Origin of the sequence: Paenibacillus canaveralius (assembly GCF_047238265.1) — a bacterium.
Classification (GTDB): Bacteria; Bacillota; Bacilli; order Paenibacillales; family NBRC-103111; genus Paenibacillus_F.
Genome location: NZ_JBDFMM010000001.1, coordinates 5,780,748 through 5,798,834, shown reverse-complemented (window position 1 = coordinate 5,798,834; position 18,087 = coordinate 5,780,748). Strand labels below are relative to the sequence as shown.

The 18,087-nt window shown below is 50.2% G+C and carries 15 protein-coding genes; 10 read left to right on the top strand and 5 right to left on the bottom strand.

The genetic code is table 11. The annotated features are described in order from the left end of the window. Both ABC395_RS26130 and ABC395_RS26125 read left to right on the top strand, forming a co-directional pair. A complete protein-coding gene (locus ABC395_RS26130; protein WP_413006622.1) occupies positions 1-168 on the top strand; it encodes a CxxH/CxxC protein in 168 nt (55 codons plus the stop codon). Positions 169-340: 172 nt separating this feature from the next. Continuing rightward, positions 341-751, top strand: a complete 411-nt coding sequence (locus tag ABC395_RS26125) for a hypothetical protein (RefSeq protein ID WP_413006621.1) — start codon at positions 341-343, stop codon at positions 749-751. A 79-nt stretch (positions 752-830) separates the two neighbouring features. On the opposite strand, the gene ABC395_RS26120 is transcribed toward ABC395_RS26125, so the two are convergent. Further along, positions 831-2,357 carry a gluconokinase gene (locus tag ABC395_RS26120; RefSeq protein ID WP_413006807.1) on the bottom strand — a complete coding sequence of 509 codons (1,527 nt, stop codon included), beginning with the start codon at positions 2,355-2,357 and terminating at the stop codon, positions 831-833. A 416-nt stretch (positions 2,358-2,773) separates the two neighbouring features. Here ABC395_RS26120 and rlmH point away from each other — a divergent pair, with 416 nt between their 5' ends. After that, positions 2,774-3,253, top strand: coding sequence for a 23S rRNA (pseudouridine(1915)-N(3))-methyltransferase RlmH (gene rlmH / locus ABC395_RS26115; RefSeq protein WP_009673450.1), 480 nt, complete (start codon positions 2,774-2,776; stop codon positions 3,251-3,253). Between the two features lie 101 nt (positions 3,254-3,354). After that, on the top strand, positions 3,355-4,740 hold the full coding sequence (locus tag ABC395_RS26110; RefSeq protein WP_413006620.1) for an RNA/DNA-binding domain-containing protein: 1,386 nt from the start codon (positions 3,355-3,357) through the stop codon (positions 4,738-4,740). Between the two features lie 640 nt (positions 4,741-5,380). Here the strand turns inward: ABC395_RS26110 and ABC395_RS26105 are convergent. Together ABC395_RS26105 and ABC395_RS26100 are read right to left on the bottom strand one after the other, a co-directional pair. Beyond that, a complete protein-coding gene (locus tag ABC395_RS26105; protein WP_413006619.1) occupies positions 5,381-8,383 on the bottom strand; it encodes a DEAD/DEAH box helicase in 3,003 nt (1,000 codons plus the stop codon). Then, positions 8,380-9,645 (bottom strand): hypothetical protein, encoded by a 1,266-nt coding sequence (locus ABC395_RS26100; protein WP_413006618.1) that lies wholly within the window; start codon positions 9,643-9,645, stop codon positions 8,380-8,382. The genes ABC395_RS26105 and ABC395_RS26100 overlap by 4 nt, the downstream gene beginning before the upstream one ends. A 212-nt stretch (positions 9,646-9,857) precedes the next feature. Between ABC395_RS26100 and ABC395_RS26095 the strand changes: the two genes are divergently transcribed. The 3 genes from ABC395_RS26095 to ABC395_RS26085 all read left to right on the top strand — a co-directional run bounded on the left by ABC395_RS26095 (position 9,858) and on the right by ABC395_RS26085 (position 14,311). Beyond that, complete coding sequence (locus ABC395_RS26095) at positions 9,858-11,597, top strand: ABC-F family ATP-binding cassette domain-containing protein (protein ID WP_413006617.1); 1,740 nt, start codon at positions 9,858-9,860, stop codon at positions 11,595-11,597. 233 nt (positions 11,598-11,830) lie between these two features. Then, entirely contained in the window at positions 11,831-12,691 is an 861-nt protein-coding gene (locus tag ABC395_RS26090; protein WP_413006616.1) for a S1 family peptidase, read from the top strand. A gap of 45 nt (positions 12,692-12,736) precedes the next feature. Next, on the top strand, positions 12,737-14,311 hold the full coding sequence (locus tag ABC395_RS26085; RefSeq protein WP_413006615.1) for an ABC-F family ATP-binding cassette domain-containing protein: 1,575 nt from the start codon (positions 12,737-12,739) through the stop codon (positions 14,309-14,311). Positions 14,312-14,484: 173 nt separating this feature from the next. On the opposite strand, the gene ABC395_RS26080 is transcribed toward ABC395_RS26085, so the two are convergent. Further along, positions 14,485-14,961, bottom strand: coding sequence for a GyrI-like domain-containing protein (locus ABC395_RS26080; RefSeq protein ID WP_413006614.1), 477 nt, complete (start codon positions 14,959-14,961; stop codon positions 14,485-14,487). A 22-nt stretch (positions 14,962-14,983) separates the two neighbouring features. Continuing rightward, complete coding sequence (locus ABC395_RS26075; protein ID WP_413006613.1) at positions 14,984-15,463, bottom strand: hypothetical protein; 480 nt, start codon at positions 15,461-15,463, stop codon at positions 14,984-14,986. A 167-nt stretch (positions 15,464-15,630) separates the two neighbouring features. Between ABC395_RS26075 and ABC395_RS26070 the strand changes: the two genes are divergently transcribed. The 3 genes from ABC395_RS26070 (at position 15,631) to ABC395_RS26060 (ending at position 18,058) form a co-directional block, all read left to right on the top strand. Beyond that, positions 15,631-16,608 (top strand): helix-turn-helix transcriptional regulator, encoded by a 978-nt coding sequence (locus tag ABC395_RS26070; RefSeq protein WP_413006612.1) that lies wholly within the window; start codon positions 15,631-15,633, stop codon positions 16,606-16,608. A gap of 293 nt (positions 16,609-16,901) precedes the next feature. Further along, positions 16,902-17,543: a hypothetical protein gene (locus ABC395_RS26065; RefSeq protein WP_413006611.1), complete on the top strand. Its 642-nt coding sequence runs from the start codon at positions 16,902-16,904 to the stop codon at positions 17,541-17,543. 89 nt (positions 17,544-17,632) lie between these two features. Next, complete coding sequence (locus ABC395_RS26060) at positions 17,633-18,058, top strand: hypothetical protein (protein WP_413006610.1); 426 nt, start codon at positions 17,633-17,635, stop codon at positions 18,056-18,058. The last annotated feature ends 29 nt before the right edge of the window (positions 18,059-18,087 follow it).

Genomic DNA, 18,087 nt, shown 5'->3' with positions numbered 1-18,087 from the left:
ATGTATTCCGTCTGTAAAGAGCACCTGGAGCTGGCCATTGACGTATTCGTGGACGAATACGAGGACGCACCGGACATCGTGGATTTGAGCAAAGTGAAGTTCGCCGAGTGGGAGCCTCCCGCTCATTGCGCACACTGCAAAGAGAAACCGCAATATCTGGTCGTTTGACGATAGGACGTTAGAAAAAAAGAGGCCTCTGCACAAGGTTCGCCGATAGCGAGCTTGGTGCAGAGGCCTTTTTGGTGCGGGGGATTGTAAAATAAAGCGGCGTATTTGAGAAAACTTTCAGTTTCCGATAATATAGAAAATGGAAATATTTCTTATTAAAGGAAGTGTCGGGTTGAAAACTTTCCTGGAAACTTATAATAGAATTATGGTTCCCTCTACCGCGTTTTTTATTTTCGCCCTTGTGGGGGCGGGAATTTTATATTTTAAGCAGGGTGATTCCACGGAGGCTAAACGAAGCGCAAACCGGTATTTGTCGGCAGTTATTAAACATAATGCGGAGGCGGTTGAAGAGAACGTGGTCTATGAAGTACCGCTTACGTCCAGCGAAAGATCAAACTTTAAAAAGTACATTCAGACCAGTGATATGAGAGACTTTGAAATAAAAGAAGCTGTCTTGTCCGAACCCGGCAAGTATGAAATGCGGGTTCTTATCATGAAGGAAACCAGTCAGGAAGAAAGCAGGCTTATGGTGGTAAAGGCGGATAGCAGGTGGAAGGTTTTAATAAAAAAGCCCGTTGGATAAACGGAGAGACCGTAAAGACAAAGAAGTTTGTCCTTACGGTCTCTTTAAGTTTTATGACGAAAGCCGTTGGAATAATGGCTTACTTGGCGGTCGTGCGGCGCTGGTACTCCGCGATTATCGAGAACTCCTGCTCCAGCTTGCGGTAGACGCGGTCATAGAGATAGTAGAGCTCGATATACGTAGGCGAAATCTCGATGTTCGGCTCCTGGCGCTCCGTAATCGGGATGAGCTTGTTCACGTCCTCGAGGCGCTCCAGCGCACCTACCGCGTACATGGCGAGCACGACGGCGCCGAAGCTGGAGCTTTCGTGGCTCTTCGGAATGTGCACCGGGTAGCCGAACATGTCGGACATGATCTGGCGCCATTCCGGGGAGCGGGCGAAGCCGCCGGACGCCCGGATTTCCGTTGCCGGACCGGCCAGGTCGCGCAGGGCGATGCCGATGCCGTAGACGGCGAACAGGATGCCTTCAAGCACGGCGCGGATGAAATGCGGCCGTTTGTGATGGAGGCCGATGCCGAAGAAGCTGCCGCGGGCATCTGCGTTCCAGTACGGCGCTCTCTCGCCGGAAAGGAACGGCAGGAAGAGCAGGCCTTCGGAGCCCGGTGCGACTTCTTTGGCCGCCGCGATCATGACGTCGTACGGGTCGCGGCCCGTGCGGCGGGCTTCCTCGACCTCCGGCCAAGAGAACTCGTCGCGGAACCAGCGGAGCATAAGGCCGCCGTTGCTTGTGGCCCCGCCGATGACCCAGTGATTCTCCGTGAGCGCGTAGCAGAACGTGCGCTCCTTGGCATCGGTAAGCGGCTTGGGCACGACGGTACGGACGGCGCCGCTTGTCCCGATCGTGAGCGCGACCACGCCGGGCTCAACTGCGCCGACACCGAGGTTGGCAAGCGCTCCGTCGGCCGCGCCGACAACGAAAGCCACCTCGGGATCGAGGCCGAGCAGGTCGGCGAATTCGCGGTTCATGCCGCGCATAATGTGCGTGGTCGGAACGAGCTCGCTGAGCTGATCCTCGCGGATGCCCGCGATGCGCAGAGCGTCGGGGTCCCAGCTCAAGGTGTTCAGGTTGAAGAGGCAGGTGCCGCCTGCGACCGAATGATCGACCACGTAACGGCCGAAAAATTTGTAGAGAACATATTCCTTGATCGATATGTATTTAACGGCTTTCTCGAAAATATCCGGACGCTCTTCCTTCAGCCACATGATCTTCGGAAGCGGGGTCATCGGATGGATCGGGATGCCGGTTTTATGATAAAGCATGCTGCTCAGATTCTCGTCCTTCAGGCGCTGCACTTGGGCCACACTGCGGTTGTCCGCCCAAATGATGCTGTTCATCAGGGGGCGCCCGTCGGCATCCACCGGAATGACACTGTGCATCGCCGTGCTGAAGCCGATCGCTTCGAGCTGCCTGCCGTCGATGCCTGCGCGCTGAATCGCTTCCTTGATGGATTGAAGCACGGCTTCGAACATCAGGTCCGAGTCCTGCTCGGCCCAGGAAGGCTGCGGTACGGCCAGCGGATATCCGGCTTCCCCGGCTCCGAGGAGCGTTCCTTTTTCGTTCGTGATGATGGTCTTGGTGCTCGTCGTTCCAATGTCAATTCCCATGAAATAGGTCAATTCTAGTTCACCTCTGCGTCGGTATGGTCGATCTCCTTGCCTCAATGGTCCGTATCTCTATCTTCATTATAAGGCTTATCGGGCAGACTTTCGAAAATGCAGCTCTTTTTTATGTGTCTGGTGGCTGCAAACCGCACTCCAAGAGGTTTTTTTCCGCGGCAAGAGCCCTGCTGGAAACTACCCCCTACTGGCATCATACCTGCTTGGGGGGAAACGTCAAGTGTGTTTTTTTCGGATCGGGCGGCGTGAAAATACGGGAATTGGCCGGGCGGGTGTTTTTTGGGATGAGGCAGGTTGGGTTCGGATGGGGTTGGGGTCCGATTCGGGTTGGATTCAGGCGGAATTTCGGGTACAGTAAGGGAAGATTAAGCCTATGACCGGTAAAAAAAGGAGCGACTTCGCACATGCACATCACGATTGCCTCTGTCGGCAAACTGAAAGAGAAATACCTCGTCAACGGAATTGACGAGTACGTCAAGCGCCTTGGCCCGTATGCCAAGGTGCAGCTTGTGGAGGTGCCGGACGAGAAGGCACCGGAGAGCATGAGCCCTGCGGAGGAGCAGCAGGTGCGGGCGAAAGAGGGCGAGCGTCTGCTGGCCAAGCTCGCCCCGGACGCTTACGTCGTGGCGCTGGCCATCGACGGCGAGATGTGGACGAGCGAGCAGCTCGCGGGCTCGCTCGATAAGCTGGCCACCTATGGGCGCAGCCAGGTAGCCTTCGTCATCGGCGGCTCGCTCGGGCTGTCGAGCGAGGTGCTGCGCCGCGCCGACGCGAAGCTGTCGTTCGGGCGCATGACCTTGCCGCACCAGTTGATGCGGCTGGTGCTGGTGGAGCAGGTTTATCGGGCGTTTAAGATAAACCGGGGGGAGCCTTATCATAAATAGGGTGAAATTTTTAAAATAGTTAAATGTTGACACCTGAAAATCTGAAAGTTAATCTATTATTAGCTGTGACTTAGACTATTAATATGGACGGTGTAGTACTAATGAAAATAAAAGAAATCTCCTTAGATGAAGCTATAGCTTATTGTGAAAAGCAGGAAAGCTATTTATTTGATAGAAAAGCATTGAGGGTTCAACCGAGACAACTAGAGAAACATGCTGTTGCATTTGCAAATGCTGATGGAGGAGAACTTGTTATTGGTATAGCAGATGATGGAGATGAGCCATCCCCCTCTAAACGCTGGAACGGTGCAAATGATATGGAGGATTTTAATAGCATAATTCAAAGCCTAATACACTTATCCCCATCAATTGACTTTAAGTACAAATATCTAAAGTGTACAGAATTGGATGGATTGGTATTACTTCTTGCAATTGAAAAGGGAAATCAAGTCCACAAAACTTCTGATAACTCTGTTTATGTTCGCTTCAATGCCTCTTCAATACAGTTTAAAGATCCGGAAAAAATTCAAGAACTTGCTTTTGCGAAGGGGACTTCTTCTTATGAGGATGAGTTGGTTAAAACAATCCCAGTAGAAAGAGTTGTGGAATCGAAGACTATAAAAAATTTTCTTGAGCAAATTACCACTGAATCTGATTCACTGGAATATGTAGTAAATGAAAATTTAGTCGATTTAATAACTTTTGATCCAAGAGTTGCAGGAGTTCTATTATTTAGTGATAATCCTTCACCTAATTTACCAAGGAAGTGCGCTGTTAAGATAGCTCGTTACGAAACAAGGGAAGATGATCCAGAAAGAGATCACCTCAAAGACTCCTATACATTAGAAGGACCTCTTTATAATTTAATTTATGATTCGGTAGCGAAGGTTACAGAAATAATGTCGGAAATCAAAATGTGGACTGTGGATGGGTTGAAGACAGTAGAGTATCCGCCAGAGGCCATACACGAAATTATTACTAATGCGATAATTCATCGAGACTACTCAATCTCGGATGATGTACAAATACAAATATTTAATGATCGGATAGAGGTACTTAGCCCAGGAAGACTCCCAGGTTATATAACCGTTGAGAACATTTTAGATTCTCGATTCTCAAGAAACACGAAAGTAGTAAGAACATTACACAGATACAATAAAGCGCCTAATAAAGATATGGGAGAAGGCCTAAATACTGCGTTCCAAAAGATGAAAGAATGGAGACTAAAGAGTCCTGAAATAATAGAGGAGCGAAACTTTGTTCGTGTGATTATTCCCCATACATCATTAGCTAGCCCTGAACAGTCAGTACTAGATTTTTTAGAGAAGAATGAGGTAATTCGGAATAGGCAAGCAAGAGAATTAACCGGTATTAGGTCAGAAAATACAATGAAGAATGTATTCTATAAGTTGAGAGATGAAGGGTTGATTGAGCGAGTACCTTTTTTAGAAGGGCCTAACTCAGCTTGGAGAAAAACAAAGCAGTGAGCTAAACCCTATGAAAAGGACAGCTTTGAGAAGGTGATCTTCTTCATCACATACAACAGGATAACAAAAAGGTATCTACGTCTTTACGAGAGACCACATGTGGCACTCCTCTAAAGGAAAGTTAATCCCCATGGATAAAAAGGGCACCTAAATTTAGGTGCTCCTTTTATTTATTACAATTTATGGTATTATTAACGTCTTATAAGTCACGTATCGTTGAAGACTTTGGCCCTACAGCTAAAACTGGTATAAACGCTGTACCTGGTTACGAACAATCCTTTTAGGGGCATACTTCATTAATCGATTTCTGACACAGTAAACAGGAAGTCTTCCGAATTTTCTCCGCTCGCGGCTGATAGCCCTGCCTAATTAAGACTTACTCTTCATCATGATGGCTGACGCTTTAGCTCTCTTTAAGTAGGGAAGCAAGGAAATTGAGCCCAGGAGCGCCAGAATAAAACCGACCCATAACGGAGAGTGGAGCCCGTATCCGCTGTCGATGGTCAGTCCTCCGATGAAGGATCCGACGACGACGCCGAGGCTGATAATCGATCCGTGAACGGTCGTAACAAGCGTGCCAGTCCCTGCAACGCGGGTGATGCGGGTCGACATAGCGGGATTCAGGTTGCCCAAATCCCGCTTAATCGCGAGACCAGTCCCGCCGCAGCGAGAACAACTCCCGCAGCGCATCCGTCGACAGCTCGGTAATCCAGCCCTCCGAGCTGGAGATGACGTTGTCGCTTAGCTGCTGCTTGTTCACCAGCATCTCGTCGATGCGCTCCTCGAGGGTGCCGAGCGAGATGAATTTATGCACCTGCACGTCGCGCGTCTGGCCCATCCGGTAGGCGCGGTCGGTCGCCTGGTTCTCGACGGCCGGGTTCCACCAGCGGTCGAAGTGGAAGACGTGGTTCGCCGCGGTCAAGTTAAGCCCGACGCCTCCCGCCTTGAGGGAGAGGATGAACACGTTCGGCTGCTCGGACGGCGGAAGGTCGCGGGACTGGAACCGTTCGACCATCCGGTCCCGCTGCGCCTTCGGCGTGCTGCCGTTCAGGTATAGCACGGGTTCGTCCAGCTCGCGCTGCAGCACATCCTGTATCATCTTGCCCATGCCGATATATTGCGTGAAGATGAGGCAGCGCTCGTCCGCCTCGCGCAGCTCCTTGACAATGGCCAGCAGCCTCTCCAGCTTGGAGGAGCGGGCGACGATCGCCTCCGTATGTAGAGGGCCATCCTCCAGCTCCGTTCCCATATCCTCATCCAGCAGAGCCGGATGGTCGCAAGCCTGCTTGAGCCGCGTCAGCGCCCCGAGAATAGCGCCTTTGCGCTGGATGCCGTCGAGCTTCCTCAGCTTCTCTAGCAGCTCCTTAACGCAATTGTCGTACAGGGCGGCCTGCTCGGAGGTCAGTGGAACATACGTCTTCATCTCGTTTTTGTCCGGCAGGTCGAGCTGGATGGCGGGATCCTTCTTCTTGCGTCGCAGCATGAACGGTTTCACTAGCCGTTTTAGTTCAGCCGTGCGACGCCCGTCCTGCTCGCGCTCGATCGGAGAGGCGAACCGTTCCTGGAACGACTTGGCGGCCCCGAGATAGGTGGGCACGATAAAATCATAGATGGACCATAGCTCCGCCAACCGGTTCTCGATCGGCGTCCCGGTGAGCGCGATGCGATGGAGCGCGGGAAAGCTCTTGACCGCCGCGGCCTGTCTGGTCCCGGCATTCTTAATGTTCTGGGCCTCGTCCAAACAGACGGCGCCCCATTGGAATCCGGCGAGCGTCTCCTGGTCGAGCGAGGCTGTAGCAAAGGAGGTCAGCATGACGTCAACGCTGCGGGCCTCGTTCCGGAACGCGTCGCCGCTCTTACGCCCGGAGCCGTAATGCATGGCCACTCGCAGCGACGGGGCAAAGCGGGAGATCTCCTTCTGCCAGTTGCCGAGCACCGACGTGGGGCAGACGATAAGCGAAGGGAGTCCCATCCCCTCGTCCGCCTGTTCCTTGGCGTAGAGCAGGTAGGCAATCAACTGGACCGTCTTGCCGAGGCCCATGTCGTCCGCGAGACAGGCCCCGAGCCCGAAGCGGCGGAGAAAAGCCAGCCAGGCGAATCCGTCCTGCTGGTAGCTGCGCAGCTCGGCACGCAGACCGGCCGGCGGATCGAGCCGCGGCCATTCGCTCTGCTGATTAATCTTGGCGAATAGCTCGGTCAAATGCGCGTTCAGCTCGACATCGAGCCCAACACGAGCAGCATGGGTCCCGAATGTCTCCGCGCCGGCATCCGTGGCCCCGCCATCCGCGCCGGCGTCCGTCTCGGCCTGCGAGAGCAAATGCAATTGCAGTACATCCTGGAAGCTCAATCCCTGGCTCTTGTCCATGCCTTCCATCATGCGGCGGATCTGGGCAATCAGCGCCGGGTCGAGCACGATCCAGCGGTCCCGGAACTTCACGAGACGCTCCCCTCGCGCGAGCAGCTCGTCGAACTCCTCCTCGTTCAGGTCGGCGCCGCCGATAGAGATGCGCCAGTTGAAGCTCAGAATCGCGTCCAGCCCGAATAAAGACTTGCCGCCGCCACGCTCTTTGGACTCGTCCTCCGACTGCACCGCCGCGCGCAGCCGCGGTTTCTTGCGGCTGGCGGCTTCCCACCATGCGGGCAGCAGCACCTGCCAGCCGCCTTCGAGCAACCGGCGGCTGTCCTCGTTCAGAAACCGCCAGGCCGCCTCGTCGTCAAGCGGCTTGCCGAGCACGTCCTCGCCGCGCGACAGCCGATCGTGCGGAAGGCTGGCTCGCAACCGTTGCAGCCAACCGTTCGAGCGGCTGCGGACAGCCTCCGCCCATGCGTCAGGCCACTTGCCGACCGCCGAGCCGTCGTCGCCGAGCCGTACTCTGCGGAGCTTAGCCGGATCGTTCTTGTCCTGCAGCACGAACCGCAGCCGCCAGCGGGAGTGCTCGTCGCCCTCCCATGGCTCCAATAGTTGCAGCAAGGGGCGGAACGGCGCGACATCCGCTTTCCAGCCAATCTGCACGAGCCAGCTCTCGTCGTCCAGTCCCGCCGTCGCGGCCGCCGCGTTCTCACGCGCGAACAGGGCCGGGAATTCGCGGCGCAGATCCGCCTCGTCCGGCTCCGTTCCGTAGAAGCGGCTCATGACAGCCGCCGAGAAGGCCGCCTTCAGCCCGTCACGCGCCTCATCGCTCCAACTGCCGCTCTTCAGGTCCAGTTCGTCGCGGCGCGCCTGTCCGAAGGTCGCACCGACCGCCGCCGCATCCCAGCTCCAGCGCAGCGAGCCGCTGCGGTAAGCCGCAAGATCGGGCGCGTACAGCCGCTTCTCCAGACATTCGGCCAGCAATGGCGCCAATTCGGCCAAGCGCGCGGCATCGTCTTCCCACTTCCACTCGATATGCGCCAGTAGAGGTCCAGATGCAAAGAAGGGGATGACCTCTTCGGCGGGCAGCACAATGGCTTCGAGCTCCCCGACCTTGACGAGCTCCAGCTCGGTGCCATAGAAGGACGGCTCGTGCCAGGCGAACAGGCGATGCTTCAGTTGAAGCCCGGTCCACTCCCGCAGCGAATCCGGGTCCGCGAAGAACAACGCGTCGCCATGCGATGTCAACATCATTCGAACCGCGATGGTATCCAGATTATCGATCGTCGTCATGGAATCAGCTTTCCTTTCCGCAGCTCTTCCTGAAGGGCCCGCAGCCGGCTATGCCGGCTCACGAATGTCTCTATGTACACGTCCCACCGCTGCTCACGCTTTAGCTTCTTGTACAGCTTGGCCAGCCGTTTGAGCAGCTTCACCGCCCGCTTGTAGCCGTGGCGGTTTCTTAGCAACACGTATTTCTCTATGCCTTGGTGGTAGAACGGCAGCAGTGCCTCCGGGGCCTCCTTCTCGATGGGCTGCAGATCCTTCGCCCGGAAGTCGAGCGGATCGCTGCCGAGGCTAAGCTGATAATCAACCCACTGGCGCCAACGGCCGAAGCGCATCAAGTTCTCCTCGTACAGGCTGCTGGAGTAGGGAAGCAGGCTCGTAATCGCGCTCCACATGTTCCTCTCGGCCTCCGGCAATTGTCCGACGACGGCTTCCCAGTAGCGTCCATACCTATCCAGGCTACCGGGGCTGCGACCGACCCGCTCGGTGGCGCAATGGCTTAGCCAAGCCTCTAGCCGTATCCATTCGCCAGTCTCCTCCAGCACGCGCAGAAAGCGGAACACATGCCCGGGATTCAGCCGATGCCGCTCCGCTGCTTCGAGCAGCCGCCAAGCAGCTTGATCCTCTTGAAGCCAGAAGTGAATCCAAGCGCGGGCGACAAGCGGGAAGAGCTTATTTTCCTTGCTGAATCCATCGGCCAAATGGGACAGCTCCTCCTTAAAGAGGCGAGGGCTGTCCGCATCGGACGATACCAGGATCAACCACAGCTCCACATAGATATCCAAATAGGCTGGCGGGAACCACGCATTCGCCTTTACCGTTTCGCGGATGTAAACGGCCGTCTCCAGCAGTCGCCCTTGATGCTTGACCGCGATCTCCGGCGGCAAGCCGCTATTGAGGTGAGCCTCAATCGTATCTATCGTCTCGGATGCCGCCACCTGGGTGAAGTAGCCCGAGTGGCGGTCGGTCGATTGCTTGCGAAGCAAAAACAGCCCGATGTTCAGCTCGAGCAGCCAGGCCTCCTCGGGTGTCAATTCGGACAGAAAGAGACGCACTTTGGAGCGCACTTCGTTACCGTAGTTTATTTGAAACGGGCTGCTCGCCGCTCCCTCGGCGCAGCCTGCGATCAGGCTCTGACACTCTTCAATGCTCAGCTCGCTCAGTCGATTTGACTCGGTTATCGTCATAATGCCGGACATTCCTTTCTTGAGCTTTGGCCGCTCGTAAATCCCTCCCTTCATTATAACGATAAATGATAAAGATGGCATGCAGCCCAAAGACCCTTGATCTAAGACCTGATTAACATCGGCTTAAAAACGACCACCCGCCGCAATGACAGCTAGTCCGATAAGGACCACAAGGGATACAATGGGATTGAAGTTGGTTGTAAACAGTGTTACTCTAACAGCGGTAAATTCAAAATCCATGGTTTGCAATCCATCTAATAGCCACTATTTTAGTGATAAAGAAAGGTAATACTATGATAAAAGTCGATAACTTATCCTTCTCGTTTCCGCAAAAAGAACTATTTAACAACATTTCATTTACGTTAGAAGAAGCACAACATTGCGCTTTTATCGGAACAAGCGGCAGTGGGAAAAGCACTTTGATAGATATACTGATCGACCCGGAAAGATATCTTTTCGATGGTAAATTAGAGATGGACCCCGATTGTACAATTGGATACGTAAGTCAGTTCTCAGAACTAGACAACACGAAAGAAACAACCGTTTTTGAATATATAGGAGAACCATTTATAAAGCTTCAAAATGAAATTCAATCGATTTGTACGGAAATGGAAACCTCAACAGATATAGAGCCGTTACTGGAAAAGTATCAATTCGCTTTAGACGCATGGGATGCTATTGGCGGGGATGATTTTGAAAGCAACATTCATAAGCAGCTAAATGTAGCAAACCTTATGAAGCGAAGAGATAGTAAGGTAGCCGACCTGAGCGGCGGGGAATTCAAACTTATTCAAGTGATGAAGGAAATGCTTAATCGTCCCGACTTAATGATTATGGACGAACCGGATGTGTTTTTAGACTTCGAAAATCTAAATGCTCTTAAAAAACTTATTAACTCTCACAAAGGAATGCTGCTAGTTGTTACGCACAACCGATATCTACTCAATCATTGTTTCAACAAAATTATACACCTTGAAAATAGGGAGATCCAAGAGTTCGATGGGCGATATATTGAGTATAATTTCTCATTACTTCAGACAAAAATTGAGTTGCAAGAAATCGCAGTCGCTGAACAAGAAGAAATTGAGAGATACGATAACATTATTGATAATCTTAGAGCTATCGCAACTATTAATTCAGAAGCATCCAGAGGGAGGGCGTTAAAAGCTAGAGTTAGATTTCAAGAGAGATTGGAAGCGCGTAGAATTAAAGCGCCATTTGTTGATATTAAGCAGCCGAATATTAGTTTTGATATTGATCATGAGATTGAAGACACCATTGTTGTAAAGGTCAGTAATTATAGGGTTGCTTTTGATGAGCTGCTGTTAGACAAGGTTAGCTTTGAGATAAAATCTACGGATAAAGTAGCTATTATCGGTCCAAACGGTACCGGGAAAACAACCTTACTTCGAGACATCTTTAAAAATAATCATGCTTCCATTGAAATAAATGCGGATGCAAAAGTGACTTATCTATCTCAGTTTCAAGGCGAGGTGTTAAAGGATTCTAATACAATACTAGAAGAATTCATTGAGGCCGGGTTTAGTACTTATGATGAGGTTAGATCGTATATCTCTCACTATGGCTTTGAAGGAGAAATCGTTAATCAGAAGATAGGATCTTTATCTGGTGGAGAAAAAAACATACTCCAATTGGCCAAAGTTTCTGCCAGTAAGGCAAACGTATTGCTTCTTGATGAACCTACAAGCCATTTAGACACCTATACGCAAATTGCACTGGAAAAAGCCATTGAAGATTATAAAGGTGCGATTCTCATGATATCTCATGATTTCTATACTGTTGTAAATGGGATGGATTATGTATTAATCATTGAAGATAAGACGATTAGAAAAATGAGTATGCGAAAATTTAGACAGATGATTTATGCTAGTCATTTTGATAAAGACTATTTAGAAGCGGAACAAAACAAAAAGTCAGTTGAAATGAAAATAGAATGGGCTTTAAAAGATACTAATTTTGAACTTGCAAAAGGATTGGTAGAGGAGCTGGAAGAGCTGATTAAAAGGCTTTAAAGGACAACCCTCGAAGTGAGGTCAGTTAGCAATAAAACATGATGATAGTGGAAAAATATCAACGATGTAACCCAAATAAACCACTCCATTCCGGAAGTGGTTTGTTTGAATTCCCAACTGGACTAATAATGTATTCAATGCGACGCAGGACGTTGCCGCCATCCTCCCCCAATTATAGGCAGTTTGATGATACAATAACGGGACAAGATTACGGCGAATACGGAGGGATGCGCATGGAAAATAATCCAAGTCGAAACAAAGAGAACTCTCTTTCTCATTCCGAAGAGAAGCAAGAACATGAGAATGACCACCCATATGCAGACGAGGAGTGGGATTTTGAGTCGGAAGAGGACGACGACGACGGGGGTTCATCGGCCAACCGGCGGAAGTGGATCAGAAATACGGTCATATTCCTGCTTGTTGCCGCTCTAGTCGGAAATATATTGGTCTTCTGGCCGCAAATCTACAACATGAAGACGCTCCCGCTCTTGTTCGGGTCGAGGGAATTATCCAGCCAAGCTGAAATCCAAAGCTATAAAGAAGCGGTTGTTACAGTCAGCACGGACAACGGCAAGGGCACCGGATTTCACATTAACGGGGGCTATATTGTGACCAACTACCACGTCATTGAAGATAACGGCTATATTATAGTGAAATTCCCGGGGCAAAGTCAGAGTTATAAAGCGGAGCTGTCGGGCAGTGATCCCGATCTGGATATCGCCATACTGAAGGCGGACATCGGGGATCAACGGCTGCCGTTTATTGAAGTCGAGCGAGACAACAAACAGTGGGAGCCGGATGAACAAATCTACGTGATTGGCAATCCGCTTCACCTCACGCAAATCGCCATTAAAGGGGCTATTATCGGCTTGGTCCCGATCCAAGGCCGTCAGACGCCGGTCATGGCCCTTGATGCGCCGGTCTATAAGGGCAATAGCGGCTCTCCCGTTATTAACAAGCGTGGCAAAGCCATCGCCGTTGTATTCGCCACTGCCGATGTCGAGCATCAAAACCAAATGATAGAAGCTGGTTTGGCCATACCGATTGCCGACATGGACACCCTGCTGCGAACTTCGCTGCCGCCAGTAGAATAAAAACTTTAATAGTTTCGATATCTTGCTAAAGTAAGGGTGATAGCCATGAGCGTAATACGTTTGGAGAACGTCACGAAGAAGTATGAAGGGTCCATGATCTTTCGTGATATTTATTTTCGAGTTATGCAAGGGGAACGTATCGGCCTGATCGGACGAAACGGTGCCGGCAAGTCGACGGTATTTAAACTCATTATGGGCAAAGAGGAGCCGACTTCCGGCAGAGTAGAAATAAGTCCTCAGTTGAAAATCGGATATTTCTCTCAATTCTCGGAATTGAGCGGAAGCCTGTCTGTTCAGCAAGAACTGGAAATGTGCTTCGAGCAGGTTGCCCTTATCGAGCGAGAGCTGCTAGAGGTAGGAAATAAGCTGGGTTTGGTTACAGACAATAACGAAATGGAGGGGCTGCTAGCGAGGCAGGCGGAGTTATTCGAGCAAATGGATCATCTCGATGGCTGGAACGTGTCCGTCGAGATTGACACAGTGCTCACGAAGCTAGGGTTCAACGACAGATCCCGAAATCAGCCGATCGATGAGTTGTCCGGGGGATGGCGTAACCGTGCGGCGCTCGCGAAGTTACTAATCGAGCTGCCCGATGTCGTTCTGCTCGACGAGCCTACGAATTACCTCGATATGGAAGGCATTGCATGGCTGGAGCAGTGGCTGTACCGGTTCAAGGGAGCCATGATTCTGGTGTCGCATGACCGGCAATTCATCGATAAGGTCGTCACGCGTACGATCGAGATCGAGAATTATCATTTTCAGGAATACGAAGGCAACTACACCGATTATGTCCGTAAGAAGAAGATGCGCAAGAAGGAGCTGGACCGTCAGTTCGAATGGGAGGAAGAGCTGCTGCTCATGGAGTCTGAGGCGATCGACGACCGCGCGAGCAGGAAATCCGCTTCCAAGGACCGTCTCTCACGGAAGCTGGCGGATAACAAGAAGCGGATCGAGCCGCATCCCGTTAACGTACTGATTACCGATATATACGAGAGGCTGCGTTTCCCGGATAAGCTATGCGAGGTGAAGAAGATCGGACAGACCTACGAGGGCAGGCAGATCTTCGAGAACGTTAGCTTCGATATTCAGAAGGAAGATCGCTTGGTCATCGCGGGGCCGAACGGAAGCGGGAAGTCCACGCTCATCAAGACGCTTACCGGGGCGGAGAAACCGGAGTCGGGAGAGGTTATCTGGGAGAAGGGCGTTAGCTACGCCTACTTCAACCGGATGTGGGGGGAGCTTGATCCCAAGGATACCGTTAGCCACGCGGTGAATACGTATGGATTGGGGCTGGACGCCCCGCGCAAAAAGGTGGCCAAATTTCTATCGATGCTGCAATTCTCGGAGGCGGATCTGAGCAAGGAGATCGGCCATCTGTCCGGCGGACAGAAGGCTCGGGTGGCGCTGGCCAAGTGTCTTCTATCGGGTGCGGCGGTTATCATCTTGGACGAGCCTACCAACCATCTGGATCTCATGAGTATTCAGGTCATGGAGCAAGCTCTAATCCATTTTCCCGGCGCCGTCATTACGGTCAGTCATGATCGCTTCTTCATCGATAAGATAGGGACGAAAATGCTGACCTTCGATCCGGTGACGGGAGTGACCGAACAAAGCCTATAAGGGAGAATGGTTCTCTCGATACCTCTCAACATACATGTTACAAAGCAAGGGCACCCAATTGGGTGCCTTAAAATTCTGCATCTAAAGTAAATAGGCCACCCCGTTCAGGGCAGCCTTTTTGGCTTGTAAAGGAGTTGTCTTCGAGAAATAGGTGGTATACACTTGCCATCCTACTATTTTTTAACCACGGGAACCCAAAATTCCCCATAGAAAGTGCCGTTACCGTTTTCTTTGCGATAAGTCGCATTTGGACCGCCGATGTAAGCATAGTCAGTGATTTGTGCCAAGACTTCGCCAAAGGCGCGGTAAGTCAACTGATCAAACAAAGTTTCCTTTTCCCCGGTTCCTGCGAGCACGATGTACTCGCTTTCCGGAAATTCGATGATGCGTGTTGCGTCAGCGACCGATTTGCCGGCTTCTACCGCGAAATAATTCCACGGTCTGCCTTGATAAACCTCGTTGACGGACCATTCGCGATTATCTTTTGCGGCCGCCTTGAGCTTATCAAAACGTCCGTCAGCCTTGAGTCCTGCCCAAAACTCCGCTTTTTCCTTTTGCAGAGCTGGGGCGTCTTGAAAATTCGATTGAAGTGAAAAACCATAAGCGGTCAATGTAAATGATTTTTTGTGTTCAACGGTGTAATTTGCCATGAGAGACCTCCTTTGACTAAGATTAGTCTACTACTTTTTTGACACGAAGCCACATTTCCCCGTAGAATTTACCGTCTTCAATTGCTTTGACGAATGTCGAGTTACCTGGACCCACGTATTTGTAGTCCGTGATTTCTTGCAGCAGGCCACCGAAAACTTTGCCTGTTATTTCGTCAGCAAGGCGGTCTTTGTCAGAGCCTGTTTCAGGCACCACGAGGTAATCCCCAGCGAGAAAGTCGAGGACGACCGTGTCTTCCACGTCGTATGCACCCTTCACGCCGAAGCCGCGCCAGGCTTTGCCGTCGAGAACGTAGTTAATTTGATATTCCTGTCCGTCAGCGAGCGCGAGAAGTTTGGCAAGCTTGCCGTTTTCAGTGATTTCAGCTTTTTTCGCGGCAGTTTTGGCGGCATTACCCGCCCAGTCGTTGTAGTCCTCCAGTGAAACACCGAAAGCAGTCATTTTGTAGTTTTCCGAGATGGTCTGGATGGAGTAGGTAGACATTTTAATCTCTCCTTTAGGGTCATATCTTACAAGATTGATCCTATTCGCTAAATGTATCAAAAAATGAAACCTTTTATCCGGTATCAAAAAGTAAGGCAAAAACAGCATCAAAATCAGTATGAATGCTGCATTTCTGATACAATAAAATCATGAAAAAGATAGAACGAGTGAATCTGATCATGCGCTTCATCAATAACCGCGCGCATTTCACGATTGCAGAGATTCAGCGTGAGTTCAAGATTTCCCGCGCGACAGCGATCCGCGACATTAACGAGATACAGGCGATGGGTTTTCCGCTGACGACCGAGCTTGGACGCGGGGGTGGATACAATGTCCTGCAAAATCAGTATCTGTCCGCCGTCCGTTTCACGCCAGAGGAGCTGAAAGCGATATTTATCAGCTTTATCGCTTCGAAAAATTCGCAGTTGCCCTATTTGCAAAATCGCCGTTCCATCACTGAAAAACTCATCGGCATCGCCTCGCAAACCCAGCACGACGAGTTGATCGAGCTGAATAATATCTTGCTTTTTGAAAACACAAATCCTGCCAATCCAAATCTGTTGGAACTCGATGATGCGGCGCCAGCGGAGTTGAACCAGTTGATTTCGCTTGCTGCGCGGGATAAGCACTTGCGTTTGACTTATGAGCCGAGTCCCGGGTGGCCCCAGTTAATGGACGTTTTTTTGATTCATATTTTTAATTCAAACGCTCGTTGGCTGGTTGAGGTTTATGATCTTGATACCGATGAGTTTCGTTATCTGCCCGTTGAGATGCTGCGGGATTCGGCCATTTCTAAGCAGGAGATGAAGCGGTCTGAGCAAGAGATCTTGAGCAAAAAACGGCTTGATGCACGTGAATCCAATCTGGTTGTAAAGCTTGATGCGACCGGGGTTCAACGCTTTAAGCGTTTGCATCCGCCGGGGATTATTTTGTCCTTTACAGGGATGTTCCAGTCCAGTGGGATTTTCAATGTTCAACTGAATGTGGCCGATGTTGAGGCGCTGGAGTATTACGCGGATTGGCTTTTGTTTTTGGGGAAAGGAGTCGAGTATGAACGGATTCCTGATGAACTGCGTTTGATTTTGGAAGAGCGGTTAAGGGGAAGTGCGGATACTTTAACAAAATACACGCTAGGCACAAGTTAAGGCTATCCTGCTGCAGGGTGGCCTTAATAATTATATTTTGGCAATCACCATCGGAAATGTCGCATAAAGGAGAATAGAAATGACCGTGGAGTATCGCAAGGGGACTTCCTTTCATCTGTACCATTTGGGGAGTACTATGATAAAGAGAAGGATAAGATGGTGGATATAGATGATATCGAGATTTCCTGTTTAATAGGCGGGACAGCCATCTTACAAGAAGGGGGGAATAAAGTAGTCTAGGACCTAGCGGCCTAAGAGGTACCTCATTAAGTATCTTGAAGGAGAGTTGTAGAATGCCTTTGGACAATAAAATAAACGTTTTAGATGAACGAACAGATAGTATTCTTTACTATGCCGATTCTAACCTGCGGAAAGATCAGGGGACAGGATGGATCGGTGGAAATGCACCCGAATTTTTTGATGATCAAGATGACCTCATTCATGAAGGCAACCGGAAATATGTTTTTTACTTGACCCTCGTCCATCCCTTTAAACCGGAGAGCATGATTTCGATCTTCATTCCTGACTCCTATGACGAGTATTTGGAAAATAATTTATATCCTAATTGCTCGATCAAGGTGATTGAACACCCCATTTCAACGGAAAGCACCAAAGAGATGTTTACTAATCGAGGCCTTATAAAACACATCATTTCGAATGGGGTATTAAGCAAGGACGAGAAATCGATGGAGCAGTCTTTTTTGATCAAAGTAGGAGGAAACCCGAGGCTTATTCAAAATGAAGACTATTATTTTACGAAGCTGAGAGAGGATTCATATTCCTTTTTATTTCAAGTAGATGAAGACGGTTACCCCGAAACGTTGGTTAAGGACGATTACAATTATCCTTTTGGTTTTGGATCCCTATATATCTTCGCCATAATAGGGGCGGCCGAGATAGAACGCCCTGTAGCAGGCTTTTGGCAGTTCTCTTGATTTCGCTCTATAGATGTTACGCCGAACCGATAGTAAAAGTTAAAGGGTGAGTACTTCTAACTGTAAGCTCACTATTCAAGGGGGGAAGCATGATGATAAGCAAATTAGAACATGACATTATTAGTACGGCAGAAAGTTTTGTAAATAATTTTTCCGATAAAGGAAATTTTGATTATAGTGTGCAAAGTCTAAGACAACTTGACGCATTGCTAGAAGAGTTATGTGAGTATGGAATCGATGATCATGCATTGGATTCTGTTTCTTCTATGGCGGGATGTTACATTTTTGAAGTGGCCAGAAGGAATTATGGGGGACGGTACATTTGGGTACAAGAAAGAGACCAACCCGTGTTAGTTACTGGAGAGCCTGAATATTCAATTTCTATATTTGCCTTCGATAAAGTTAGAGGCAGAATTCGGAATGGTAGGGAAGATGATATCCCCTATTATTTCGATGGCTATATCGAAGCGGTTGAAAAAGGCAAGAATACAGGGTACAGAGCTACAATTGTTTAAAGCAGTTTAGAGAATTGAACAACTACTTC

Excerpts from the sequence above, each read along its gene's own strand:
- ABC395_RS26090 (WP_413006616.1), top strand. The coding sequence starts at position 11,831 with ATGGAAAATAATCCAAGTCGAAACAAAGAGAACTCTCTTTCTCATTCC.
- ABC395_RS26085 (WP_413006615.1), top strand. The coding sequence starts at position 12,737 with ATGAGCGTAATACGTTTGGAGAACGTCACGAAGAAGTATGAAGGGTCC.
- ABC395_RS26080 (WP_413006614.1), bottom strand. The coding sequence starts at position 14,961 with ATGGCAAATTACACCGTTGAACACAAAAAATCATTTACATTGACCGCT.
- ABC395_RS26065 (WP_413006611.1), top strand. The coding sequence starts at position 16,902 with ATGCCTTTGGACAATAAAATAAACGTTTTAGATGAACGAACAGATAGT.
- ABC395_RS26120 (WP_413006807.1), bottom strand. The coding sequence starts at position 2,357 with ATGGGAATTGACATTGGAACGACGAGCACCAAGACCATCATCACGAAC.
- ABC395_RS26110 (WP_413006620.1), top strand. The coding sequence starts at position 3,355 with ATGAAAATAAAAGAAATCTCCTTAGATGAAGCTATAGCTTATTGTGAA.
- ABC395_RS26060 (WP_413006610.1), top strand. The coding sequence starts at position 17,633 with ATGATGATAAGCAAATTAGAACATGACATTATTAGTACGGCAGAAAGT.
- ABC395_RS26105 (WP_413006619.1), bottom strand. The coding sequence starts at position 8,383 with ATGACGACGATCGATAATCTGGATACCATCGCGGTTCGAATGATGTTG.
- rlmH (WP_009673450.1), top strand. The coding sequence starts at position 2,774 with ATGCACATCACGATTGCCTCTGTCGGCAAACTGAAAGAGAAATACCTC.
- ABC395_RS26075 (WP_413006613.1), bottom strand. The coding sequence starts at position 15,463 with ATGTCTACCTACTCCATCCAGACCATCTCGGAAAACTACAAAATGACT.
- ABC395_RS26095 (WP_413006617.1), top strand. The coding sequence starts at position 9,858 with ATGATAAAAGTCGATAACTTATCCTTCTCGTTTCCGCAAAAAGAACTA.
- ABC395_RS26130 (WP_413006622.1), top strand. The coding sequence starts at position 1 with ATGTATTCCGTCTGTAAAGAGCACCTGGAGCTGGCCATTGACGTATTC.
- ABC395_RS26100 (WP_413006618.1), bottom strand. The coding sequence starts at position 9,645 with ATGCCATCTTTATCATTTATCGTTATAATGAAGGGAGGGATTTACGAG.